This window comes from Reyranella soli (genome assembly GCF_007992495.1).
Taxonomy (GTDB): Bacteria; Pseudomonadota; Alphaproteobacteria; order Reyranellales; family Reyranellaceae; genus Reyranella; species Reyranella soli.
Window position 1 is genome coordinate 1 of sequence record NZ_BKAJ01000019.1, and the last position, 24625, is coordinate 24625.

25 protein-coding genes and 1 pseudogene are annotated in these 24625 nt (G+C 63.1%); 18 read left to right on the forward strand and 8 right to left on the reverse strand.

The features are described 5' to 3' along the window. Positions 1-5: 5 nt before the first annotated feature. Positions 6-1634, reverse strand: coding sequence for an ABC-F family ATP-binding cassette domain-containing protein (locus tag RSO01_RS05460; protein WP_147147002.1), 1629 nt, complete (start codon positions 1632-1634; stop codon positions 6-8). 127 nt (positions 1635-1761) lie between these two features. Beyond that, a complete protein-coding gene (locus tag RSO01_RS05465) occupies positions 1762-2724 on the reverse strand; it encodes an AraC family transcriptional regulator (protein ID WP_147147004.1) in 963 nt (320 codons plus the stop codon). Positions 2725-2938: 214 nt separating this feature from the next. On the opposite strand from RSO01_RS05465, the gene RSO01_RS05470 reads away from it, so the two are divergent. The 7 genes from RSO01_RS05470 (at position 2939) to RSO01_RS05500 (ending at position 9384) form a co-directional block, all read left to right on the forward strand. Beyond that, positions 2939-3709, forward strand: coding sequence for an alpha/beta fold hydrolase (locus RSO01_RS05470; RefSeq protein ID WP_147147006.1), 771 nt, complete (start codon positions 2939-2941; stop codon positions 3707-3709). Positions 3710-3807: 98 nt separating this feature from the next. Next, positions 3808-4683, forward strand: coding sequence for an alpha/beta fold hydrolase (locus tag RSO01_RS05475; protein ID WP_147147008.1), 876 nt, complete (start codon positions 3808-3810; stop codon positions 4681-4683). A gap of 63 nt (positions 4684-4746) precedes the next feature. After that, on the forward strand, positions 4747-5241 hold the full coding sequence (locus tag RSO01_RS05480; protein WP_147147010.1) for a DUF302 domain-containing protein: 495 nt from the start codon (positions 4747-4749) through the stop codon (positions 5239-5241). Positions 5242-5287: 46 nt separating this feature from the next. Next, positions 5288-5815 (forward strand): hypothetical protein, encoded by a 528-nt coding sequence (locus RSO01_RS05485; protein ID WP_147147011.1) that lies wholly within the window; start codon positions 5288-5290, stop codon positions 5813-5815. 31 nt (positions 5816-5846) lie between these two features. Then, positions 5847-6551: an NADPH-dependent FMN reductase gene (locus tag RSO01_RS05490; protein ID WP_147147013.1), complete on the forward strand. Its 705-nt coding sequence runs from the start codon at positions 5847-5849 to the stop codon at positions 6549-6551. 17 nt (positions 6552-6568) lie between these two features. Beyond that, positions 6569-7690, forward strand: a complete 1122-nt coding sequence (locus tag RSO01_RS05495; protein WP_147147015.1) for a S8/S53 family peptidase — start codon at positions 6569-6571, stop codon at positions 7688-7690. Next, positions 7600-9384: a DUF4114 domain-containing protein gene (locus RSO01_RS05500; protein WP_147147017.1), complete on the forward strand. Its 1785-nt coding sequence runs from the start codon at positions 7600-7602 to the stop codon at positions 9382-9384. The genes RSO01_RS05495 and RSO01_RS05500 overlap by 91 nt, the downstream gene beginning before the upstream one ends. Positions 9385-10018: 634 nt before the next feature. On the opposite strand, the gene RSO01_RS05505 is transcribed toward RSO01_RS05500, so the two are convergent. After that, the gene (locus RSO01_RS05505; RefSeq protein WP_147147019.1) at positions 10019-10915 is read right to left on the reverse strand and encodes a LysR family transcriptional regulator; all 897 of its coding nucleotides are present in this window, start codon (positions 10913-10915) and stop codon (positions 10019-10021) included. Between the two features lie 292 nt (positions 10916-11207). Here RSO01_RS05505 and RSO01_RS05510 point away from each other — a divergent pair, with 292 nt between their 5' ends. The 8 genes and pseudogenes from RSO01_RS05510 to RSO01_RS48400 all read left to right on the forward strand — a co-directional run bounded on the left by RSO01_RS05510 (position 11208) and on the right by RSO01_RS48400 (position 16285). After that, positions 11208-11942 (forward strand): SDR family NAD(P)-dependent oxidoreductase, encoded by a 735-nt coding sequence (locus tag RSO01_RS05510; protein WP_147147021.1) that lies wholly within the window; start codon positions 11208-11210, stop codon positions 11940-11942. Positions 11943-11996: 54 nt separating this feature from the next. After that, entirely contained in the window at positions 11997-12749 is a 753-nt protein-coding gene (locus tag RSO01_RS05515; protein WP_147147025.1) for an SDR family NAD(P)-dependent oxidoreductase, read from the forward strand. 33 nt (positions 12750-12782) lie between these two features. Next, positions 12783-13385 carry an NADPH-dependent F420 reductase gene (locus tag RSO01_RS05520; RefSeq protein WP_147147028.1) on the forward strand — a complete coding sequence of 201 codons (603 nt, stop codon included), beginning with the start codon at positions 12783-12785 and terminating at the stop codon, positions 13383-13385. A gap of 43 nt (positions 13386-13428) precedes the next feature. Next, positions 13429-14023, forward strand: a pseudogene (locus RSO01_RS05525) (malonic semialdehyde reductase). 50 nt (positions 14024-14073) lie between these two features. After that, complete coding sequence (locus RSO01_RS05530) at positions 14074-14487, forward strand: nuclear transport factor 2 family protein (protein WP_147147030.1); 414 nt, start codon at positions 14074-14076, stop codon at positions 14485-14487. 36 nt (positions 14488-14523) lie between these two features. After that, on the forward strand, positions 14524-15156 hold the full coding sequence (locus tag RSO01_RS05535) for a class I SAM-dependent methyltransferase (RefSeq protein WP_147147032.1): 633 nt from the start codon (positions 14524-14526) through the stop codon (positions 15154-15156). A 126-nt stretch (positions 15157-15282) separates the two neighbouring features. Continuing rightward, positions 15283-15912: an NADPH-dependent F420 reductase gene (locus RSO01_RS05540; RefSeq protein ID WP_147147034.1), complete on the forward strand. Its 630-nt coding sequence runs from the start codon at positions 15283-15285 to the stop codon at positions 15910-15912. 157 nt (positions 15913-16069) lie between these two features. After that, positions 16070-16285 (forward strand): pirin family protein, encoded by a 216-nt coding sequence (locus RSO01_RS48400; RefSeq protein ID WP_246158109.1) that lies wholly within the window; start codon positions 16070-16072, stop codon positions 16283-16285. Here RSO01_RS48400 and RSO01_RS48885 read toward each other — a convergent pair. Both RSO01_RS48885 and RSO01_RS05555 read right to left on the reverse strand, forming a co-directional pair. Further along, positions 16273-16833 carry a hypothetical protein gene (locus tag RSO01_RS48885; protein ID WP_246158112.1) on the reverse strand — a complete coding sequence of 187 codons (561 nt, stop codon included), beginning with the start codon at positions 16831-16833 and terminating at the stop codon, positions 16273-16275. The two genes, RSO01_RS48400 and RSO01_RS48885, sit on opposite strands and share 13 nt — an antisense overlap. A 179-nt stretch (positions 16834-17012) precedes the next feature. Continuing rightward, entirely contained in the window at positions 17013-17525 is a 513-nt protein-coding gene (locus RSO01_RS05555) for a TetR/AcrR family transcriptional regulator (RefSeq protein WP_147147036.1), read from the reverse strand. An 80-nt stretch (positions 17526-17605) separates the two neighbouring features. On the opposite strand from RSO01_RS05555, the gene RSO01_RS49830 reads away from it, so the two are divergent. Then, a complete protein-coding gene (locus tag RSO01_RS49830; RefSeq protein ID WP_147147038.1) occupies positions 17606-17824 on the forward strand; it encodes a CocE/NonD family hydrolase C-terminal non-catalytic domain-containing protein in 219 nt (72 codons plus the stop codon). A gap of 82 nt (positions 17825-17906) precedes the next feature. Here RSO01_RS49830 and RSO01_RS05565 read toward each other — a convergent pair whose 3' ends face one another. Next, complete coding sequence (locus tag RSO01_RS05565) at positions 17907-18317, reverse strand: hypothetical protein (RefSeq protein WP_147147040.1); 411 nt, start codon at positions 18315-18317, stop codon at positions 17907-17909. A gap of 108 nt (positions 18318-18425) precedes the next feature. Here RSO01_RS05565 and RSO01_RS05570 point away from each other — a divergent pair, with 108 nt between their 5' ends. Next, positions 18426-19361 (forward strand): LysR family transcriptional regulator, encoded by a 936-nt coding sequence (locus RSO01_RS05570; protein WP_147147042.1) that lies wholly within the window; start codon positions 18426-18428, stop codon positions 19359-19361. Positions 19362-20704: 1343 nt separating this feature from the next. Here the strand turns inward: RSO01_RS05570 and RSO01_RS05575 are convergent. After that, entirely contained in the window at positions 20705-21004 is a 300-nt protein-coding gene (locus RSO01_RS05575) for an H-NS histone family protein (RefSeq protein WP_170302860.1), read from the reverse strand. 506 nt (positions 21005-21510) lie between these two features. Here RSO01_RS05575 and RSO01_RS05580 point away from each other — a divergent pair. Continuing rightward, entirely contained in the window at positions 21511-22053 is a 543-nt protein-coding gene (locus RSO01_RS05580) for a hypothetical protein (protein WP_147147046.1), read from the forward strand. 199 nt (positions 22054-22252) lie between these two features. Here the strand turns inward: RSO01_RS05580 and RSO01_RS05585 are convergent, their stop codons facing one another. After that, positions 22253-22684: a helix-turn-helix domain-containing protein gene (locus RSO01_RS05585; protein ID WP_147147048.1), complete on the reverse strand. Its 432-nt coding sequence runs from the start codon at positions 22682-22684 to the stop codon at positions 22253-22255. Between the last annotated feature and the right edge of the window lie 1941 nt (positions 22685-24625).

A 24625-nucleotide genomic window follows, 5' to 3' on the forward strand; every position in this document is an offset into this window, starting at 1 on the left:
TATGACTAAGCGCCTGGATGAAGGCCCGGCGCCTCCTGGCCCGTCCGCGCCACATATTCCGTGTAGCCGCCGCCGTACTGATGAACGCCGTCGGGTGTCAGTTCCAGGACTCGATTCGAGAGCGCGGCCAGGAAGTGGCGGTCATGCGAGACGAACAGCATGGTGCCCTCGAATTCCGCCAGGGCGGCGACCAGCATCTCCTTCGTCGCCATGTCCAGATGGTTCGTCGGTTCGTCGAGAACCAGGAAGTTCGGCGGGTCGAACAGCATCTTTGCCATGACCAGGCGAGCCTTCTCGCCGCCCGACAGCACACGGCAGGGCTTCTCGACATCGTCACCGGAGAAGCCGAAGCAGCCGGCCAGCGAGCGCAGCACTCCCTGCCCGGCCTGCGGGAACGACCCGTCCAGCGATTCGAAAACCGTATCGTCGCCGTCCAGCAGCTCCATGGAGTGCTGGGCGAAATAGCCCATCCTGACGCTGCTGCCCAAGGTCACGGTGCCCTCGTCCGGCTCGGTCGCGCCCGCCACCAGCTTCAGCAGGGTGGATTTCCCCGCGCCGTTGGCGCCGAGCACGCACCACCGTTCCTTGCGGCGCACCCGGAGATCGAGCCCGGCATAGATCGGCTGGTCGCCATAGCCCTTGTGGACGTTCCTGAAGCTCGCCACGTCGTCGCCCGAGCGCGGCGGAGCGCGGAACTCGAACTGGACGGCCTGGCGGCGCCGGGGCGGTTCCACCTTCTCGATCTTGTCGAGCTTCTTAACCCGGCTCTGGACCTGGGCGGCGTGCGACGCCCGCGCCTTGAAGCGCTCGATGAACTTCATCTCCTTGGCGAGCATCGCCTGCTGGCGCTCGAACTGCGCCTGGCGCTGCTTCTCGAACAGCGCGCGCTGCTGCTCGTAGAAATCGAAGTTGCCCGAGTAGGTGGTGAGCGAGCCGCCGTCGATCTCCACGACCTTGCCGATGATGCGGTTCATGAACTCGCGGTCATGCGACGTCATCAGCAACGCGCCGTCATATTTCTTGAGGAAATCCTCCAGCCAGATCAGGCTTTCGAGGTCGAGATGGTTGCTCGGCTCGTCCAGCAGCATGCCGTCGGGCCGCATCAGCAGGATGCGGGCGAGCGCCACGCGCATCTTCCAGCCGCCGGAGAGCAGGCCGACGTCGCCGTCCATGCGTTCCTGGCTGAAGCTCAAGCCCGCCAGCACCTCGCGCGCCCGGGCATCCAGCGCATAGCCATCCAGCTCCTCGAAGCGCCCCTGCACCTCGCCATAGCGCTCGACGATGGCGTCCATGTCGCCGGCCTGGTCTGGATCGACCATCGCGGCCTCGAGCCGGGCCATCTCGGCGGCAAGCTCGCTCACCGGCCCGACGCCATCCATCACCGCCGCGACCGCGCTCTTGCCCGACATCTCGCCGACATCCTGGCTGAAATAGCCGATCGTCATGCCGGGATCGATCGTCACCTGGCCGTCGTCGGGCTGCTCCTCGCCGGCGATCATGCGGAAGAGCGTCGTCTTGCCGGCGCCATTGGGCCCGACGAGTCCCACCTTCTCTCCCTTCTGGATGCCCATCGACGCGTCGATGAACAGGATCTGATGGCCGTGCTGCTTGCTGATGTTGTCGAGACGAATCATGAGGTGTTCTTTGTCATCCTGAGGCGCGGGTCGTAGCCCGAGCGGCGCGATCAAGCAGGAACGTATGTCAACCTGATGACGTCCTCGCCAATGCGGTCGCTGGTCGCAAGGCGGAGCTTGGTCACGGTCAATCGGCGGCTTCTGCTTCCAGAACGTCCCCTTGCCTTCGGCCGCCGTCAGAGCGTCGCGTTGCTCGATAACGGCCAGGCGAAAGGCCGTGATGTCGACGGAACAGCTTCGAAAACGCGGCAGTGGTCTCATAGCCGACGGAGGTCGCAATCCGTGCAATCCCCTCGTCGCTTGTTTCGAGCAAGAACGCGGCCTCCGACATCCGGCGCGCGATCAGATAACGGTACATGGACTGGCCGACGAGCCTGGTGAAGCGGGCCGAAAACGCCGAGCGACCCAGCCCCACGCGCTGCCCGAGCTCGTCGAGGGTCCAAGGCCGATCCGGTCGTTCGTGGATCAACTGAAGTGCCGGCCCGATGTGCGGGTCCGCCATCGCCCCCAGCCACCCCCCTTCACCGGGACCGAGAGACTTGATCCAGCTCCGCAGCACCTCGACGAAGAGCACTTCCGTCAGTCGTGAAAGCGCGACGCCCTGGCCGGGAAGCGCACGCGCCGACTCGCTCACCATGCGTCGCAGGATCGCCTCGAGCCACTCACCGTCCTCCGACGGCTTCAGAAGAAGAACGGGCGGAAGCAATTCCAACACGCTACCGCGCGAGGGCCGCGCCACGGTGAAGTTGCCGCAGATCATCGTAGAACAAGGCTGCCCGCTGCCGCCGTGACGAACGACGCCACGATGCGCGGACGATCGATCGAGATCGAGAACCGAAAACGGTCTCGTCCGGCGATCCGAATAGATCTTATGGGGCTCACCGCGCGAGACGACGACAAAGTCGCCCGCGGTCATGCGGAGCTCGTGTCCCTGTTCGAGCGCGAGGGTCGCCGAGCCACGACTGAGATAGTGGAACAGGGCGTAGGGGCGTTGCGGCAGCGCCAGGTTCCACGGATGGCCGAGCTCGAAGTGGAAGAGCAGCGTCCCGCCCAGGCGAACGCGGTCGAGCACTTCGGCGAGGATGTCCATGGCGGCGATGCTAACCTTGCGGACGATCCGACACAATACTTGGACGATTGGGTCCTACCGTCCGAGGAACCTCGGTACTAGCTCCTGCCGAGGCGAGCGGACGCATCGTGCGGTCATCCATTTTTCAAAGCGGCAGATGGAAGGACCGCGACTTTGCCGAAGCGCCTGCCCCCCCCCGACCTCGGGTCGTCCGTCATCCCCACAGGAGCCATCAATGCGAAACATTCTCTTCTCAACCGCCGCCGTCCTCATGGCCGGCGCGGCATCTGCCGCCCTCGCCCAGTCGGCTGACCTGCCCAAGGGGGCGGCTCACAATATCGTGCTGGTCCATGGCGCTTTCGTCGACCAGACGAGCTGGCAGCCGGTTGCCGACTTCCTCACGAAGAAGGGCTACAATGTCACGCTCGTCGAAAATCCCCTCACCTCCCTTGCCGCCGACGTCGATGCCACCAGACAGGCGCTGGCGAAGCAGAACGGCAAGACCGTTCTCGTCGGCCACTCCTGGGGCGGCGTGGTCATCACGGAAGCCGGCAACGATCCCAAGGTCTCGGCGCTCGTCTACGTCTCCGCTTTCGCGCCCGACGTGGGACAATCCCTGGCGGCCCTCGCCAGAAGCGGTCCGGCAACCGAAGGCGCCGCGGCGATTCATCCTGATGCCAAGGGCAACCTCAACATCGACCCCAAGGTGTTCCCTTCGGCGGTCGCGGCCGACCTTCCGCTGCAGTTCGCCGAATCCCTGGCAAGCCATCAGCTTCCGTTGAACCACACGGCGTTCGAGGCACCGGTCGACACGGCCGCCTGGCGCGACAAGCCGACGTTCTACGTGATCAGCACCAAGGACAAGGTGATCGCGCCAGAGGCCCAGAAGTTCTTCGCATCAAGGATGAAGGCCCAGACGACGGAAGTCGCCGGCAGCCATGCTTCGCTGGTCGTTCATGCGAAGGAAGTGGCCGAGGTGATCGAAAAGGCCGCGCTCGCGGAGTGACAAGACCGCTCCCGGCACCTTCGTGCCGGGAGCGCGTCCCGGCCGCACACCGGATCCCCCCAAACCGATTGTTTCACGCCAAGCATCCGGAGGATGACATGACCGAACTCGACGTCGCGAGCCACGACGCCATCACGCTTGAAACGGCACCCACCCGTTACATCGAAGGCCCTGGAATCCGCTTCGCCTATCGCCGGCTCGGCCTGTCGACCGGAACGCCGCTGGTTCTCCTGCAGCACTTCTCGGGCAACATCGATGCGTGGGATCCCGCCGTCGTCAACGCCCTCGCCGCCGATCGCCCCGTGATCGCCTTCGATAACGCCGGCGTCGGCCGCTCGACCGGTCGAACGCCCGACAATGTCGCAGCGATGGCACGCGACGCCGTCGACTTCATCGACCTGCTCGGCCTCGCCGAAGTCGATCTGCTGGGCTTTTCCCTCGGCGGCTGCATAGCCCAGCAGATCGCTGCCGAGCACGGACGGCTGGTCCGCAAGCTCATCCTCGTCGGCACGGCGCCGAAAGGCGGAGAGGAACACCTGCTGGCGGTTCTCCAGGAGGCGTTTTCCCAAACCGATGCGCCGGACCCGCGTCTGCCGCTGTTCTTCACGAAGTCGTCCGCCAGCCGGTCGGCCGGCCTGGCGTTCCTGAAGCGAACGAAGGTGCGCAAGAACGACCGAGACACCGACAACGGAAGACCGGTCACCGATCCGCAGGCCAAGGCGCTGATCACCTGGTGCGCCACGCCCGATCCCGAGCACGCCCTTCTGCACGCCATCCGCCAGCCCACTCTCGTGGCCAGCGGCAGCCACGACACCATGCTGCCCGCGAGCAACGCCTACGCAATGTTCAAGGAACTCAGCAACGCTCAGCTGATCCTCTATCCCGATTCCGGGCACGGCGCCCTGTTCCAGCATCACGAGACATTCGTCAGCCACGTCCGGACCTTCCTGGATACGCAGCCGCCGGCTGCCTGAGCCTCGGCGCGCGCCGATGCGATCGGACGCACTTGATCCACGAGAGTTGTTGCGGAGGACAAAATGACAATTGCAAAAGTCGCGGTGGAACGTTTCAGCCTTACGAGCTCGCGACCACTCGCCACCGTTGTGGCCGCGCTCAAGTCGGCAGTCGGGCAGCCTGACATGGTCGAATTCTTCAAGGCGACGAGGGCGGCAAGTTCCTTCCCGGATCTGGAGCGCATCGTGCAAAGCGGGCTCGGCCGCACGGGTTTCATGCTCTTCGCGGAATTCGACCTGGGCGCCGTTCTGCGTCGCGAATCCGGTGCCGCGACGCCCAAGAGCATGCGGTTCCTGGTGGGCAATCCACTCATCATGAAGGAAATGGTCAAGCACGTACCCGATGCCGGATCGTACGCTCCAGTCACAATCCTCATCGATGAACGTCCCGATGGCGTCCACGTCTCCTACGACAAAATGGAGAGCTATCTGCTGCCGTATGGCAGCCCGGAAGCACTTGCCGTCGCCCGCAATCTCGATGCGCGGATCACGACCTTGCTGCGCGAATGTGCAATCTAGAACGTCCTGACGACGTCTTCGGCCGAACCTGGAAGCGAACTCCGACATGTACAAGACACTTCTTGCCGCCCTCACCGCCACGGCTCTTTCGACCGTGGCTGCCGCGGCTGCTCCCGCCGTCAGCGCCGAGCCGCTGGATGCCGCGACCCTCGACACGATCAAGGCGCAGTTCGGCAGGCTCATGGACTTGGCCAACAAGCACGATTTCACGGCTCTGCATGGGATGTTCTGGCAATCGCCCTCGACGCTGCTGGTGGCGAAGAGCGCGATCCCGTCCGAGGGGAACTGGGCCGGCTTCTGGGGCAACGAGATCATCGATCAAAAGCTGCGTGACATCGGCAGCTCCGGTCCGGTCGTGCTCGAGCCGGATTATTCGAAGCTCAAGGTCGTCGGCCTGACGCGCGACGTAGCGGAGTCCTACGTGCCGATGAACATCACGGTTTCATATGCGGGACAGGATGGTAGACCCAGGCCGTTTCTGATGATCATCAATTGGCTTCGCGTCGGGGAGGACTGGAAGGTCGCTTCCGAGATCATCCTGCCGGTGCCGCCGGCACCTGCCGCGAAGGGCTAGACCAGACGCGCTGGGCGCTTCGCCGCGTGTGATGACTGCCACCGACATGTCGTTCGCCGACGGCACGTTGCTCCAGCCCTTTGGTACTTCCTCCTACTCTTCTATTTCCGGTCATCGTAACGCGCCGAATTCTCATCTCAATTTTTTTCGATGCGCTCGGAAACCGACCGCCGGACTGTCGAAAATTCTCGCTGCTGATTCTAACGGTGAATTCGTGCGATTCGAACTCGGCGACGATGCAGCGACTATCGACAACAATCGGTCGATTTGGTGCATCGTCAATCATGCGGGCGGTGCTCGGCGGACATCACAAAACACCGTCGGAGACCTAGCACAACTTCCAACCATCATGCTGCCCCCAGGCAACGCCGCCAAACCGATCGCGATCTTCGCCGCCGCGGGCAGCCTGCTGGGCACGGCGCGCGCGCCGTACCAGCTGCGCCAGATCCTGGTGTTCCTCGACGGCCGCCCGGTCAACAAGCCCGAGATCAAGATGGCCCAGGCGCAAAATCGCTTCGCCGGCGGCAAGCTCACCGACGCGGCCACGGACAAGCTCCTGGCCGATCCCGGCGCGTCGCTCGCATTGGCGGTCCGTCATGCCAGGGCGGCAGCGCAGCACGCGAAGCAACCGCCGGACGCCGAACTAGTTTCCTCGACCATGCACATGGTCGAGGCGCACATAGCGAATTGGCACCGTGGTCACCCGCATGATCTAACCTGTGAACAGTACCGCTAACGCGTGAGTTCGCACCAATGGCTAATCCGCTTGACCATTCATCGTACCTCGACTTCACCAGCCACGGCACGACGACAGCAACGAGCGTAACGGATGCATATCAGTTCACGGGCCCCGTAACGGCCGCGCCGACGGTCAATGTCGCCTTGGTGCTGCCGCGCGCCAACGATCCGACAGCGCTTCTCGCCGGCGACTGGGCTACGCGCCAGACGACGCTGCAGCAGCTCGAGGACAACGGCACGCTGTGGTCGACCTACGGCGCCTCGTCGGCCGACTACACCAACACCATGACGGCGCTGAACGGCCTGGGCATCACGGTCATCGGTGACGCCACCGGCAGCGGCGGCTACGTCACCTCGCAGGAGTCCCGCACCATCTGGGTGCAGCTCACAGCAACGCAGTTCGACACGTTCTTCGGCACGCCCTGGCACCAGGCCTATTCCGAGCAGCAGCAGGGGACGCTGTACTACTGGGACGGCGGCCTATCGGTACCGGACGGCCTGAACGTCAAGGGCGTGTGGTTCGACACCTGGCCGATCTGGGGCACCTACCCTGCCGTGTCCGACACGTCGGGTGGGGCACGGGTCACGCCGCCCCAAGGGCCGCTCAGCATCGGCAACAATCTCTACAACACCGGCCAGTCGGTCACGAACTACGCCGGCGACATCGCCGACCGATACTACAACTTTCCGCTTGCCGGCATCGACACGCCGACTGCGACGATCGGGCTGGTCGAGCCGGGCATTGGCGATGCGATTCCCGCGGGCTCTCATTATACATTCACCGAAGGCTTCAACAGCTTTCGCCACAACGCCGGCTACTCGACCCCGGGCGACTACTATGTCGTGGCACACAACGGCCAGAGCTACGAGTGGGGCAACCCCGGCGAACGATCGCTCGACGTCGGCGTCGTCATCTCGGCCACCCCGGGCAGCAGGATCGGTCTCTACTCCGGATCGGGCTTCAATGGCGGCATCGCCCAATCGAACGCCTACACCGCGTTCCAGGCGTCTTTCTGGGACCAGGCGAACAACCCATCGATGCCGCCTTGCGCAACATCACGATGGTCGAGGCCAACAACGACTGGGGATCGGGCTGGAACTTCGCCAACGGCCTGGCGAATCAGGCGATCAACGTAAGTTCGCCCTACCTGCTGTCGATCGGCGGCACGTCTCTCTCCACCTTCGCTTCGGCGCCGCTGGATTCCACGATCTCGACGACGCCGTACCCGTCGCAGGCGCTCTATGGCCTGGCGATGGCCGGCGACCTGGCGACGATCTGGCGGCTCGTGCAGGGCGGGCTGACGGTGCTGCCGCACAACGTCGAAGCCGACGCCGCCGAGAAGACCTTCCTCGAATCGGTGTGGAACTCCCTCACCCTCACAGGAAACAGCTTGCAGCCGAGCTTCGGCATGGGTGACGGCGGCGTCGACACCACTCAGGCAACGCCGTCGTACCAGGCCGCCTTCGGACTCACCCCGACAACGGTGAATCCGGGAGGCGGGACGGGCCGCGGGACGCCCGACGTCTCCGCCAACTCGGGTGGCAATATGCTTTATGCCGGCCCGAACTGGGACATGTCGCCGGGGCCGACACCGTCCGGCGGCTACTGGGGCACCAGCGCCGCGACCCCGCTATGGGCGTCGCTGATCGCCCAGATCGACGCCATCTTCCATGACCAGGGGCTTCCCAACCTCGGCTACGCCAACGACCTGATCTACACGGCAGCAGCCGTCGCGCCGGCGTCGTTCAACGACATCACCTACGGCAACAACGTCATGTCATTCCTGTATGGCGGGCCGATCGACAATGACGGGACCCAGATCACGCTCACCGGCTACGGCTACCACGCGGGTCCCGGCTACGACCTGACGACGGGACTGGGCTCTCCCAACGGCACGCTGCTGGCGCGCGCCCTGACGGCGATCGGCCATTCGCAGATGCATGACAGCAGCCCCGACATGCTCGATCTCGACGACCAGGGAGGCTGGAGAAGCGGCGCCGAGCAAAGCCTCATGTTCCAGGCCATGTCGGCGCATGGTGCGCGGGGCGACCTCACGCTGGGATCGGAGAACAGCAGCTTCTCCAGTCCGGCCTCGGGCGCCTATGCCTGGACCAGCCGCTTCGCCCAGCAATCGCTGCAGTCCGACTTCGACGCCGATCTCGTGCGCCTCTACGACAAGCAGGGTCTGGGTGTGGCGATGCAGACGCACCTGTCGCAGGACGAGCACCTCGGAGTGTCGATCAATTCGACCTCGGCGCAGGCGGTCCAGGGAACGCTGACCGCCGACTTCGGCTTTGCCGATTTCCTGTCGAGCAGCGGCGCGGTCCGCGTGGCGCGGCCTGTTGCAGTGGCCGAGACCGCCGGCGGACGCGATGATGCGACCGCCATCGTTCGCCTGCGCCAGAACGGCGAGGACAGCCTGTCGCTGACATTCTACCGCGTCGACGATCTCTCCGGCTCGATCGCCGGCCGGCAACCGGGTGACGCCGGCTATGCCGAGGCCGCGCAGGCGCGTGCCTATCACTTGGTCGGCGGCGGAACCTCGATCAATGGGCCGGGATATGGCGAGTTCCTTCAGGCTGGCCTCGCCAACATCGATGCCGGCAACCTGGTCGCCATGAAGCTCGTCAACCACACGACCGGCGACACTTTCTGGGGATTCTCCCAAGGCAACGAAGTGGTTGCCGGCCAACATGTCGGCCATCTGTGGAGCTACGGCCTCAATACCTGGGGCTGGGAAGATCTCAGGGGTGGCGGCGACCGTGACTTCAACGACCTCGTCGTGCAACTCGACTTTACCAGCCAGTCGGGCCACAACTGGCTCGTGTAGTCAGCCGGTTACGCCGCCCCGGTCTTCACGTGCTCGGGCTGCACGCCCATCCCGAGCACGCGGGCGGGAATGCGACGCAGGAAGGGCACGGCGTTCATCTCGATTGGACCAACGCGTTCATTTAGAGCATCGGGCTATCAGGAAGTGGCGCCGCCGGCCACCGCGCCTCAATGCAAGCGCCAGATTTTTCTGGTCGCGCGCGCGCTTGGCGAGCTCCCCCTTTTTGACGTTCCGTCTCTGAATAGATTCGTTCGCAAACTCCTTTGGAAGGGACAGATCCCCCGTTTGAACATTTTCGGACCTGCCTCCAGTCACTCTCTGCCATTCCGCATGGGCCATAAGGCAATGGCCCGTTGATGGCCCCACGGTGGTCATGCGGCGCGCCGACGAACGCGTCTGATACGCATGGCTTTTGAATTCAAAGAGGAATTTGATCGTTCCAGAAAATCTCCTCTTTCAGCGACTATCAATATCGATCGGTCTACTTTTCTCGAATCCACTGGCAACGCCACACCGCCGGTATAGCCGAAGACTACCGTCAGCAGCGCGAGGGATTGACCGCGATGTCGCTTGGAGCGATCGCAGCTCGGCTTCCGACGGCTTACGGCAAGCGGCGCCGGCGACTTGCCGGGCGTCAGTCGCGCGATATGGACAGCCCCGCGAGAAGCGGAGCGTACGCGGCGAGCCTGCGGGATACGAACTCAGTGAAGAGCCGCACGCGCTTCGTCTTGCGTGTCTCCCCCTGTGTGAGAAGCCAGAGCGTACCGTACATGTGCAGGTCGGTGCCCGGCACCCTCACCAGTAGCGGATCGGCATCACCGACGAAACACGGCAGTGTCGTGATCCCGAGCCCTTGCCGTGCGGCAACGATCTGCGCCTCGGCGTCCGTGGTCCTGAATGGCACCCCCGTGGTGCGAACCTCACCCTCGCTGGCCCAGTCCGGGACTCCATGAATGCTTATGACGATCCACCGGATCGGGTCAGGCACGCCCGCACGCCACGCGGCTAGTCGATCGCAGGACATGTAGACGCCGCCGAACAGTTCCGGTCCCTTCAGACCATGAAGATTGAGCGGCACGGTTTTGCGGTCGTAGACGACGCGGATCGCGACGTCGGCCTCTCGGTTGGTCAGATTTGCCAGCTCGCCGGACGACACGATTTCCATCTCGATGTCCGGATGCAGACGCGCGAAATCGGCGAAGTCCGGCATGAGCAGGTGTGTCGCGACGGGCGGCGCCAGCGTCACCCGCAGAAGCCCGCGCACGCTCTGGTCGCGACCGAAGACGCGCGTCTCCAGCTGATGCGACGACGCTTCCATCTGGTTCGCGAGCTCGAGGACCTCCTCGCCCGCGGCCGTGAGGCGGTAGCCCGAAGGCAGCTTTTCGAACATCAGCGCCCCGAGGCGTTCCTCGAGTTGGGCGATGCGTCGCAGCACGGTCGAGTGATTCACCCCGAGGCGCCCGGCGGCAGCTCGCGCTGAGCCTCCGCGCGCGGCGGCTAGAAAGTAGCGAACGTCATCCCAGTCGATCATGGTGCAATCCAGCACCGGGGGGTGCGCCTTCCAAAGCCCTAACTCCCTTCCAAAAGCCCTAACTCATCGTACAGCAGTACAGGGCGGCCATCTTAACACCTGTCGATGCGCGCGGCCCCATTCCAAACGGCGGAACCTTATCGTCGGGGCTCCGTTAACGGCCGTACCGGATCGATTTCGCACCACCGATGTGCGTGCTTCCGCACTCAACGCCTGACCGGGCAGACCCATGTTGCAGGTCTCGGGGGCGTTCCCGAATGACCAGGGCGGAAGCCGGCGAAGGATGCACGTCATGACCAGACTGAATGGAAAGACCGCCGTGATCACCGGCGGCGCTACCGGTATCGGCCTCGCCGCGGCAAAGCGCTTCATCGAGGAGGGCGCCTTCGTCTTCATCTTCGGCCGCCGGCAGGAAGCGCTCGACGCCGCCGTGGCCGACCTTGGGCCCAATACCCGCGCGGTGAAGGGCTCGGTCTCGGACGAGGCCGACCTCGACCGTCTCTACGCGGCGGTGAAGGCCGAGCGCGGCACCCTCGACATCGTCTTCGCCAATGCCGGAGTGGGAAGCCAGCTAAAGCTCGGCGAGATCACCGCCAAGCACATCGATGAAACCTTCGACGTCAACGTGAAGGGTACGATCTTCACGGTCCAGAAGGCGCTGCCGCTGATGGGTAACGGCGGTTCGATCATCCTGACCGGATCGAGCGCCGGCACCACGGGCGCCCCGGCATTCACCGCCTACAGCGCGAGCAAGGCGGCCGTGCGCAACCTTGCGCGGACCTGGGCGGAGGACCTGAAGGGCACCGGCATCCGCGTAAACGTGCTGACGCCCGGGGCGGTGGCGACCGAACTCGCTGCGACAGCGCTGGGCGAGGAAGGCCTGAAGGCCTACGGCGCGATGACTGCGCTCCAGCGCATGGGGGATCCGGCTGAGCTCGGGGCGGCGGCTGCCTTCCTCGCGTCGGACGACAGCAGCTTCATGACGGCCAGCGAGGTCGCCGTCGACGGCGGCCTGGCGCAACTCTGATTCTGACCCTGGCGCGGCCCTCCTGCCGTGCCCGCACAACGAAGGAGAAAGATCATGAAAACACTAGAAGGCAAGGTTGCAGTCGTCACGGGCGGCAGCAGCGGGATCGGGTTGGCCACGGCCCAGCGCTTCGTCGAGGAAGGTGCGCACGTCGTGATCACCGGGCGACGAGAGAAAGAGCTGAAGGAGGCCGCAAGCCTCATCAAAAGAAACGTTACGACGGTCGTGGGCGACGTGTCGCGCTTGGACGATCTGGACCGGCTCTATGCCGTCGTGAAAGAGAAACATGGTCACATCGACATTCTCTTCGCGAACGCGGGCGCGGGGACAATCGCACCGCTCGCGGTGGCTACCGAGGCACATTTCGACCAGACGTTCGACGTGAACGTAAAGGGAGTGTTCTTTACGGTGCAGAAGGCCCTCCCCCTCTTCAAAGACGGCGGCTCGATTATCCTGACCTCTTCAGTGTCGAACGTGTTGGGGGTTCCAGGGTTTAGCGCCTACGCCGCGAGCAAGGCGGCTGTGCGCAACTTTGCGCGCGCTTGGACGCTGGAGCTGAAAGACCGCAAAATCCGCGTCAATGCGATGAGCCCCGGTCCAATCGATACCCCTGCCTTAGCGACGACGACGGGCCTTACCGCTGAGCAAGCCCAGCAAGCCGCCGCACAGTTCACCACGCAGATCCCAATGGGTCGCAGAGGCATGCCCGAGGAAATCGCGGCAGCAGTCGCGTTCCTTGCTTCCGATCAAAGTTCATATGTCACCGGCGTGGATCTCGCCGTCGATGGAGGCATGGCGCAGGTCTGACCCCCGGCGTTCACACAAGATCGGAGAAGCACTATGAGCTATGCAATTATCGGCTTCGGCAAGATTGGCCACGCTCTCGCCAAGGCGTTTGCCCGCAAGGGCATCGAAGTGTCGGTCGCGACCACGCGCGACCCGAAAAGCTTTGCAGCCGATGCGGCCGCGATCGGACCCACGATCATTCCCAAAACACTGGCGGAGGCCGTCAAGGCGGACATCATCTTTTTGGCCGTCCGTTTCGAGGCGCACCCCGATGTCGCGAAGGTACTGCCCACCTGGAAGGGAAAGACCATCGTTGATGTGACCAATGCCTACGGGGTGCCCCCCGAGGAATTGGGAGGACAGCCTTCTTCCAAGTTCGTCGCAAAGCCCTTCTCTGATGGACGACTGGTCAAGGGCTTCAACCATCTGCTCGCCGGGGTCCTTGACCAGGATCCGGCCGTACATGGTGGCAGGAGGGTCGTGTTCCTGGCGAGCGACGATGACGCTGCCGCAGCGGAGATCGGCACGCTCGCGGAAAACCTCGGTTTCTCGCCGATCAACCTTGGCGGGCTGTCGGAAGGCGGGCTGCTCGTCCAGGCGCGCGGAAAGAGTTGGGGTCGGCTGATCTTCAAGGACCTGATCAAGTTCGACGGATGAACCGCGATCAAATAGTTCGATAGTCACATTTAATGGGTTTTCTATGGCTTCCGCTTTAAACGATCAGTCGCTTGATCAGATTTTTCGCTCCGCTCGCACCTTCAACAGCTGGGCAGATCGTCCCGTTGGGGACGACACAGTGCGCGAAATCTATGACCTCATGAAATGGGGCCCAACATCTGCGAACTGCAGCCCGGCGCGCTTTGTCTGGGTGCGTAGCGCCGATGGAAAGGCAAAGCTTGCCGGGCTCGCTGCGGAACTGAATAAGCCAAAAATTCTGAAGGCTCCCGTCACGGTCATTATCGGCCACGATTTGGATTTCGCCGCCGAGCTCCCGAAGCTTCTGCCTCACGCTGCTCAGGCCATGCAGCAGTACTTTGCGGGCCCGGGGATGGCCGAGGTGACGGCAATGCGGAACGGGACGCTGCAAGGTGCTTACCTCATCGTCGCTGCGCGGGCGTTGGGACTGGACTGCGGCCCCATGTCGGGCTTCGACAACGCCGGCGTGGATAAGGCTTTTTTTTTTCGGCACGCGAATCCAGTCGAACTTTATCTGCAGCATTGGCTACGGCGATCCAGCTTCCGTGTTTCCGCGCAATCCTCGCCTTAGTTTTGAGGAGGCCGGTCGCTGGGCTTAACCACGGAGTAGATCGGACAGGATCTGATCCAAGCGAAATGGAGAAACACTATGAGCACCGAGAAGAACGTCCAGATAGTGAAGGATTTCTTTGCCGCGATCGGCCGCGGCGACAAGGAGGGTCTATTGGCGCTGGTCGCCGAAGACTTCGAGTGGATCATTCCGGGCGAGGACTGGCCGCTGGCCGGAACGCGCCACGGACATGCCGGGCTGGCGGATTTGCTCGAGACGGCCTCCAGGTCGATCGAAACGTCCACGGAAGCCCAGGAATTTGCGGCGCAAGGAGACCGGGTCTTCGTCGTCGGCGTCGCGACGGGGAAAATCAAAGCCACGAACAAGACGTTCAAGGACGATTGGGTCTTCGCCATCACCGTTAAAAACGCCAAGCTGACGAAGCTCCGTGAATATGTCGACACGCAAGCCCTGGCGCGGGCCGCGCAGAAGGACGCGCCGGGCCCCGCGTAACGCTGCCGTCGACTGCCCAACGCAAAGGAGATCCCGATGTACGACCAAGCCAAGCTATCCGAGTTGATCCGGTTCGCACGAGTCGATGCGGGCGCCACCGTCATCGACGTTTACCCGGGCGACGGCGACTGGACCCGTCTCTTCTCCGACACCGTGGGACCCGAAGGACGGGTCTACAGCTTCGTGCCGGCCGAAGTCGCCCACTTCAAGAACGATCCGGTCGGCCTCATGCGGACGCTCGCGAAGGAGCCGGGCCGAAAGAACGTCGAAGCCGTCTCTGCGGATGTCGTGGCGATGCCGGAGGCCACGCAACCAGCGGATGTCGTGTGGCTGCACCTGTTTTATCACGATCTCCACACCGCGCTGATCCAGAAGAAGGGTGCGACGGCGGCCCAGTTCAATCGAGCTGTCTACGAGCGGCTGAAGCCCGCTGGGCGCTACGTCATCGTCGACCACGCCGCCGCCGCGGGGTCGGGCACGAGCGACACCCAGGCGCTGCATCGGATCGACCCTGCGTCCGTCCGCGCGGAGGTGGAGGCGGCCGGCTTCGTCCTGGACGCGGAAAGCGCCCTGCTCGCGAACAAGGACGATTCGCACGCGATCAAGGTGTTCGATCCCTCGATCAAGGGCAAGACCGATCGCTTCGCCTATCGGTTCGTGAAGCCCTGATAGGTCCCGGCGCCGACCTAATGTCGACCTCTGCGCCCATCGAAGGCATCTAGGCAAACCTGCTTGCCGCCATGCTTGCGTTGGCTGCGGCTGCTTGAGTCATCGTTTGATCGGGGAGAAACGGTCATGAAAGTTGGATTCATCGGCGCCGGTCGCATGGCTACGACCATCGGTCGCCATTTGATCGGTGCGGGCCACGAGGTCGTCCTGTCCAGTTCGCGCGGGCCGGAGGCGTTGACGGGGCTCGTCGCCGATCTGGGTCCGGCCGCCAGCGCAGGATCCAAGCAGGAAGCTGCGGAATGCGATGTAGTGATCCTCGCCACGAATTGGGCGGATGCGCCGGAGGCGCTCAAGGGAATCGACTGGGGCGGCCGCATACTCGTCGACGGGACGAACGCCCACCAGGGCGAGAAACCGGACATCAGCGCCGCCGGCGTAGCGAGATCGGTTGCCGCGTTGGAGGGCCGCACGTCGAGCGAGATCGTCGCCGCAATGGCGCCCGGGGCCAGGCTGGTGAAGTCGATCAGCAATATGCCGATGGCTTGGATACAGGATTTCTCGCTACAGAAGCCGAAAACCGTACTGTTCGTGTCAGGAGACGATCGCGATGCCAAGGCGCTCGTGGTCGGACTTATCGATTCGACTGGCTTGGTCGCGCTCGATCTCGGCTCTCTCGCGGACGGCGGTGCGATGCAACAGCTCGGCGGCCCTCTATCCGCTGTGGAATTGCACTTCGTCCGCCGGATCGTACGCTAAGCTAAATTTGAGCCGCGTGCATTTGAGTCCGCGAACTAGTCGCTCATTCAGAGGGATTCAGGATGAACAGCCCCAAACCGATGTTTGTTCGAGAAGTAGCGCGCATCGACGCCCCCCAGTTCGTGTCGGGCAAGTCGCCGGCCATCGCGCGCGCCGTTTGATCGACGCACCGGACGCCGCGTTCGCCGATCCCTTCGTCCTGATGGCCGAGGATTGGACGCCCCGGGGGATATTCGCTTTTCACCCACATCGCGGCATCGAGACGGTTACATTCGTCATTGAGGGGTCAATCGAGCATCGCGACAGCGCCTTGCTGGTCCGGAGCGAGGATGGAGTTGAGATCAGGGTCTTTTCCGGAGCCTACGGCGTATGATCTCGCCCACACTCAACCGTCTTCCTGTTACGATGCTCGAGGTGCGGGTCGAAAACGGTGGTGCGTTTCGGCACTCGTTTGCAGCGACCGATAATGCCTTTGTCTACGTCCTCGAAGGCGCGGTCGAGATCGGGCCCGCCGGTCACCTTTTGGAGGCCAGCCAGCTTGGCTGGTTGACGCGATCGGAGGAGCCGGGATCGTCGGAACTTACCATAACGGCGCGGGGCACTGCCGGCCGCTTCTAAAAACCCAATCGGCATACGATCAAGGCGTTCGATCCCTCGATCAAGGGCAAGACCGATCGCTTCGCCTATCGGTTCCTGAAGCTGTGACAGGTCCCGGCGTATGGGCGCCGTTCGAAGAGCGAGGTACTCCCCTTCACTCCTACTCCATCGTTCCGCGCCACGGTAACGCGTTGATCTAGCGATGCTTTTTTTCAATGCGTCGTCGAACACCGTCTCCTCGGCCTGCAAGAATCTCCGGCTCTTGATTTCAAACACGAATTTCGACGATCCCCGCAGTTGCACGGTTTTAACGACTATCGGCATCGATCGCTCGCTTCCCTGGGAGATCTCGCTATTCGGCTTCGATCTGGCGTCAGTCAGAACACCGTCAGCACACCAGGGTCGGCCGTCTTCTGACGCACCCCACGCCATAAGTCGAACACGGTTGCTAGGTTCAAATCGCGGGAGCGCAACCAGCTTGAGTTACTCGTTCGCGCAATGGCCTAAGGGCGTTGCGCGCCAGCCTTGACCTTGGGTTTGACCTGCAAGCCGTTGAGGAGAAGGTCGATCATCCGGACCGCCGACCGCTTCCAGCTCTTGCTCGGCCTAACGTGCGCCACGCCAGCTAAGGCGCGCAGCAAATCGTGCAGCTCGATATCGTCTCGAAACACACCAGCCTCAACCTCACCGGCGACCAGCACTCTAATAGGAACGTCGAGGCGGTGCGGGGTTTTGCTGTAGAGGGGTTCAGGCCCGCCGATGAGCGTATCCATCGCCTCCGCCATGCCGTGCTTGGCGTCGAGAAAATCAACGAACAACATCCGCCACTCGCGAAGTGCCGCTGCCGGTTCTCGCCTGCTGATCAGCTGATTGGCCGCCTCGATCAGCGTCGTGACCTCCTGCTGGTACACTTCCGAGTTCAGCTCATCGCGCGTCGGAAAGTGGCGGTACAGCGTGCGGGCGGACGCGAGGTCTGTTTCAGCGGTTACAACGCTATGCGAAGGACGGCGTCGCAAGGGTTGGCTGCGCGTCTCGCATCGTGGCCTCGACGAGGAACTGAACCGGCCGGGTCGACCCATCCACGCCCATCTTCGTGATGAGAAGGTGCGCGCCGGAGATCGTCCCCGTCGAAATCGAGATCCTGGCGTCGAGCACGCTGTTCGAGCCGGGCTCGAGCCTCCGCGTCGACGTCCTCGGGACCGACCCTGCGCGTTATCCGGCATTCAAGCACGGTCGCACTATGAATCCGGGTCGCCATATCGTGCACACCGGAGGCGCCCACGACTCGCATCTGCTCGCTCCGTTCCGTCGCTGACGAACGCCGACTCGCGGTCTTCGAAGCTGGTATTCACGCCAGCGGATCAACGTCTTCGCGATAGCGTTGAACGGTCTTGCGTTCACATCGCCTTGGCGAGCGCGAACAGCCGGAAATCCTCGAGTGCCGCGTGCCGATGCGGGGCGGCTTCGCGCCGGTAAGTCTCGGTGTCGACGATCGAGCGGAAGGCGGCGAAATCGCCGTATTCATTGATTGCCGCTTCGTCCCAGCGTTCGCCTTGCGGGCCGACGAGGCTCGCCAGGACCGGCCCGGAGAACATCCGCACCAGCGGCTTACCGGCCGCGAGACGCCGGAATGCCGGCCTATAGCGTTCATGAAAGGCTTCGCGGCCCGAGCAGGGTGCGGCGTCGAAGCCCTCGTAACGCGCATACGCGCGGTAGCGCAGCAGATTGAGCATATAGACCGGCTGGCCGGGGGGAATCGCGCGCTCGGCGGCGTCGAGGGCTTGCAGGGTGATTTCGATGGGGTTCATGGGACTTCCCGCGGTTTCCAGCGGCGCAGATTGCGCGCTGACGCTCCCCATTTGGCCCATTCGGAACGGCTCTTGTAGCGACCGCGTCGCCATGACTATGTGGACTGAATGTCCACAACGACCTTGCCTCCCGACCTCTCGCGTCTCCTCGCCTTCGTCCGCGTCGTCGAGGCGGGCTCCTTCGCCGAAGCCGCGAGGCGGGCGGGGACGACCACCTCGGCGATGTCCAAGGCGGTCGCCCGCTTCGAACAGGCGCGCGGGATGCGGCTTTTGCATCGCTCCACCCATTCGCTGGCGCTGACCGAAGAGGGCGACCGGCTGATGGCGGCGGGACGCACGCTGGCCGAAAGTGTCGCCCGTGTGCAATCCGCGCTCGGCGAAGTCGCGCGCGACGACAGCGGACGGGTGCGCGTGACCGCCCCCGCCTCGTTCGCGCGCGCCTGCATCCTGCCGCGACTGCCCGCGTTCCTGCGGGAGCGGCCGGAAATCGAGATCGAGGTCAAATTCCGCAACGAGATTCTCGATCTGGCGGCGGAAGGCGTCGACGTCGCGATCCGCTCAGGCCCCCTCGACCGCGCGCCCGGCCATCAGGCGCGGCGGCTTTGCACGTTCTCCTGGATCGCTTGCGCCTCGCCCGCCTATCTGAACGCGCGCGGCGCGCCGGCGACTCCATACGAGCTTTCCGCGCATGACCACGTCGGCTTTCGCAATCCCGCGAGCGGCCAGATCCTGACCTGGCGCTTCGCCGACCCGCGCGGCAAAGGACCCGTTCGCGTCGCGCCCAAGCCCAAGCACATTTGCGACGACGCGCACGCTTCGCTCGCCTTGATTGCGAATGGGTTCGGCGTCGGCTGGGGGCCGGCGTGGCTCGTCCACGAAGACCTGCGCACCGGCCGGCTCGTCGAAGTGCTTGCGCCCTGGCGCGCGCCGGCGGAGCCCCTATGGATGCTGCGCACCTCCGACCGCCGCCCGCCCCTGCGCACGCAGCGCGTCATGTCGTTCCTCGCCACGCTTCCCGCCGCGTTCAGCGACAAGGCGGGATGAAGTGTCGACCCTCAGCCGGGCTCCGCAATCGGCGTGTAGGACGCGAGCCGCCTGAACCCCGCCGCGCGAGATCGGCCTTCGGATTCTCGATGTCCTCCAGGCCGATTTGCAGGCGCAGCGTGGGCCCGCCGCGCGCCCAAGTGCCAACAGTGCTTTCAACGACATCACGATATCCGTCCGCGCCTCGCGCCGCTCTGCTCGAACCGTCAGAGTCTCCGCGACGAGCGACCAGGCCGCGAACGCTCAAAGACCGGGATTGGGTGCATAGCGGTTCATCAGGAGCCCAGCGAAGCCACGTGCCGTACGTGGCAACACTGGGCGCCCGATCAGCCAGACGGACCGACGTAACCACAGATCCAAGATGCATAGAGCGAGCGGCACCCGCGAGGGCACCGATACTTCGACGCTTACGCAACTCGAAACAAAATTCTGGCGACCAAAACTCTGGATGCCGGCCAGGCTGCTACAAAGTTTTTTCCCGACCGGCCCAGATCGCGGGTGGCGAATTATTGGACACCGAGGCGTCCAATGATTCGGACGCCGCAGAGTTGCGAAAAACATTAGACACCGGAGCGTCCAGTGTTTTAGTCGGCGCCTTGCGGCCCACGAGGGGCCTGCGAGGGTTGTGGGCTCGTTGGGAAACATTAGAGGCAAAAACCTTGGATGCCGGCCGGGCCCCTACAGAGTTTTTCCCCGAAGGCCCGACACGTCGGGCGCAGATGACACGGCAAGCGGTCGCCTGTCGCTCATGGGCGCGACACGGAACCATTCATGTCTGCTCGGCGCCAAGCCTCATCGTTCACAGCGCTGTCGAGAGCGCACGTGTTCATCCAGTCCTCCGTTGCAGGTGCTTCAGTCGACCCAGGTCAGTGAGTTCAGGGGCCGGCGCGAGCGGACATGGGCTCCCTCCGTGGCAAGTGATGGCGACGGGACGCAACGCGATCGATCGCTCGCGACGGCGGTATCCAGCCGCGCTCTGCTAACGGCCTGGACGGGACGGAAGGCGCTGTCGTCTTTGCAGGGTGCGCCATTCCGTTCTTGGCTGTCGCGGAACGAGCAAAAAACGGGGAGAATTGCCGCCGGACAGAAGGCGTCCGAGATCGTCGCTGCGATCGTCGCACCTTTCTTTTATCGGCGTTGGTTTTCTCGCGAGCCGATCGGCAGATCTTCAAATCGGTCCCAGATACACGCGACTCAAAGGTTCTTCAGCAAACTGCTAGAGCTACCACGCCGGCCGAATATAGACTGGCCAATTCCGGCCGGGTGGGAGCTGAAGTTCGCGAGAAAGAAATGCCTCGTCGGTTAGGGCGACGCGAAGGTCATAAGCAGCGATGAAAAGGTAGTTACCTGATGGCAAATGCCTCCAACTTCTTTCCACCTTTAAGCGCTGCGACAAGCCACCTTGGCCGATTGCCCCGTCCTGCCCAAGTTTCCTTGCGGTTCTTGGGATTGCGGTAGAGGGGCGGAAGCTTTTTGCCTTTGAGCGCATGGGGCCGAGCAATGCTGATCGGAGCCGTTTTCGCCCCCGAAACGGTCCGAAGCGCGCCTATTGCTTCGATTAATCGTGAGCGTTCTTTGGCGGAACGAAGTTCAATTTCGGTGTCGATTTTGCCCTTGGTCACTAGGAGCTTGTCAAAGGTCATCGACTTAATATTGAGCATCTCTCAACCCTTTTGTTTTTGCAGTCCGCCAATAAGTAATGAAGCGGTGGGAAGTTACAATGTCGTTATGGACGCACTGGCGTCGTTGGTTACTATCCTGCATTGTTGATGAGGTTAGCTTCATCCGCTCCTCCTCCTTCTGAGAACGGAGGTCATCAAAGCGGCGCCACTCATCGCCGTCGAGCACCGGCGTCTCGCCTGTAGTAACGAGCTGCTTCGGGCCACACACAGATTGCGGCCAAGTTTGCTGGCCGAGCCAGCGGGCCCCGGCGACACACCACCCGAGTGGGATCCGACACCGCGCGTGCTGACCGTGGTCCTGGCAAAGGGGCGCACCGCGGTGGTGCCACTTAGCAGCTACCTGACTCCGGACGATCTCAAGCTCGTGGGCCGGTGGCAGTGGCTGTGTTCGGCGCGCAGCCCGGGCATCTCATGCCGGTCGATCTGATCGCCCTTGTGCTAAGCGGGCCGTTGAGGGCGGCCACTGGATGATCAGTCCACCGACGCTGATCATCCTTGTGCACGCGGTACAACAGCCGATAGGCCAGCCTGCCTTTGCGGCAATCAATATCGACCGCAGCGAGGCGACCGACACCGGCAACCTGCAGACCGATCGCGCCCGCGGTCGCACCGATCCGCGGGAGCTGACGTCAGGATCGCCATCAGCGGTATCGCGCCGACCGGGCCGCCGCCGGCCGGACCAGCGCCCGACCGGCCGACACGGCCCACGCATGCCCAGGTGCGCGTGCAAAAGTGGCTGCCGGGACGGCGGCGAACTCGAATGGCACGATGCACCAGCAGCCGAGGCAAGCGTGACGCAACTCTATGAGGGGCAGGCCCTGTTCCAAAAGGACCTCGGCCTGTGGGCTGGCAGCGTGACCTTCACGACTGCGCCGGCGCCCGATGCGTATCGGCTGCTGATCGAGGAGTTCGAGTACATTTCCGCGACCTATGCGGAAAACCGGCGGGCGCCCAGCCGGCTCATCTATGCCGAAATCATCGAGATCGATGCGGCGATGGTGCAGGGATAGGCCTCCACCACGCTGTTACCGCGCGCCCGGGAGGCTCAACCCTTGGGCTGGGACTTGCGCCCAGTCGGTCCCGTGCCGGCCGACAGCCATCGACATGCACGGCCGCGCCGATCGGGTGTCGCCATCGGTGATGGTCTGTGCAGTGCCAGAGTTGCCGCGAGCAAAAAGAAGCTTGCCCATTGCAGGGCAGTCCGCTGCCTCAGTCGCCGTGAGCGGATCTGCGATGTTTGCCGCCACCCAACGCCGCGGCATGGCTCACCGCACCCACGGCCTTGACCATTTCGAAGATACGCTTGCGCACTCGATCTTCGCGGATCTTGTAGTATGCGCGCATCAGCTCCAATGTCTCGCGCTTGATCAGCGGATCCTTCTCCTGGTCGAACGGCGTGCCGGCCTCACCGAAGCCCTTGCGGCCTCGACCCGACATCGGTCGACCCGACAGCGCGTTGGATGGCATCTCGTCGAAAAAAAATGACACTGGCACGTCAAGAGCCTTGGCGAACTCATACAGCCGACTTGACCCGATGCGGTTGGAGCCGCGCTCGTATTTCTGAATCTGCTGAAAGGTGAGACCGACAGCATCGCCCAACTTCGATTGCGTCATGGCAAGCTCCGTTCGCCGTTGCCGCATTCGAGTGCCGACATGAACGTGTACGGGATGAGATTTTGCCAAGCTTCGCCCCACGGCTTCGATGCTATAGGCAATAATGCACGCTGTATCATAAGGCAGTAGTGGTTTTACCTTATCATGACCAGTCTGGGGAAAGCCAAGGAGAGCACTGGCTTTGGTCGTTGGATTGCTCAGCGTTCCAGCATTCGCCGCCGACCGCTCGCCTGGCCCGGCCGAAAGTGGGCGTCCGCTCTCACGTCACAGGCCATCTAGCAATGAGGCCGGTAGTTCAACACTGCCGAACGGCCTGATTCGGCAGCGCTCGAAAGCACGTGCGCCGACGTGCTGGGCTTTCTTGACGTAGCCGAGCTTTCGGCTGCTAGACGGAGCCCAAATCGATTTCACGGGCGGAAAGGCAGGGCTAGCCGGCGGTTGGACCGCGATCCCCCTAGGAGCAGGCACAGAGTTCGGGCCGACTGGTGGCTGACCAGATCGGCTCCGCAGCGCGGCTATCCTGTCTCCCCTGGGCGAACCATTTCCTCCGTCTACTTGCGCATAGCGCGTGGTACGTGCGTTGACTTCGCCCGTCAGACTACTGACCCTTGGCGTCATCGTGCGGAGTCAAGTAATCGAGGCTTGGTGGGCCACCTGCATTGCGGACAACCCGCGGCATGCAGGGTATGAGCTTAATGGTCTGCTGAGAGGGGTCGGCATATCGCGGACAGACATCGCCGGCCCCGGCAACCGGATTTCCTATGCCGCCTTCATGCGCTTGATCGAGCGCGCGGCCATTCTGCTGCAGAGCCCGCCTATGGCTTGAAGCTCGGCGCCTCACACAATGTCCGCGACAATGGCCTGCTTGGATTGCGACCTTCCAGCGGCGGTGAAAGGGTGAAGAGAGAAGCTTCGCGCGGCTTGCTCGGCTGCGATCCGCGAGGCGTGGCGGGCTAGGCATATAGCCATGACTGGGGCTCAGCCCGCCGCGCTCCCGACGGCGTACGAGAGAGACCGCCGAATGGGATCTGTACGATGCTGGCTAGGATGCCAAGTGATACACCGGACCACCAGCAAGGTCGTAGGCGCCAAACATATCGAAGATCATGCCGCCGCCCAAGACACCGATCACGGCCCCCATCTGGTGGATGACGAACGAAACGAAACGCCCAGCAGAGCATGGCGCGCGCCAAGTCCGTCAAACCATCCGCAGGTAAGAGTTGGCTGGACCAGGAGGTCTAGGACGGATCGGCGCGCTTATGAATAAGAAGTATCTCAGCGTTCTTGCTAGAGATGCGCGGCAAAGGCCCACTCAACCTACCGAATGCATGCATTAACGGTCCGTGCACGAACAAGACATGTGTTACCTAAGTTTCGTGAGGCGTAGGCCACAGAAAGGTTCGGAACTGCAATGCTATGGTCACAAGATTGACGCTCATGCTGGCGTTTAACGTGGATATGAAACTGACCGGCGGGCTGGTTGAGCCGTAAGGTCAACTACAGTCTCCCACACTGTTCGCGCGACTACTTCCCACACACGGACTTCGTCGCGCACCCCGCCCTCAACTTTTTCCGAAATTGGGCTGGGCAAGGAGTTGGCTTATCCAACAATCAAGCCAGTGTCGGTCTGGAGATGCAGATAGTGAAAGCACCACTAAGGCAGCGCGCGGTCGAACTTGAGGATCCGGACAATGGACAGAGGTTTGTGCTCGAGCCCAGTGCAATTAGGCGAAAGTAGTAAGTCTAATGGTACGACGTCAGCTGCCCGCAATTGTGGTTTTTGGACATAGGACTGCCCGCAATTGTGGTTTTGAGACATAGGACCTAGCGCTCAATGTTACCGGCAAAACCCACCCAAAAGCGGAATTCAGAACTGTCCGCTGCCCTCGCCCGCTGTCGCCACGCCCTGATCGGAATCGGCGTGTTCACGGCCGCGATCAACCTGCTGCAGCTCACCGGCTCAGTGTA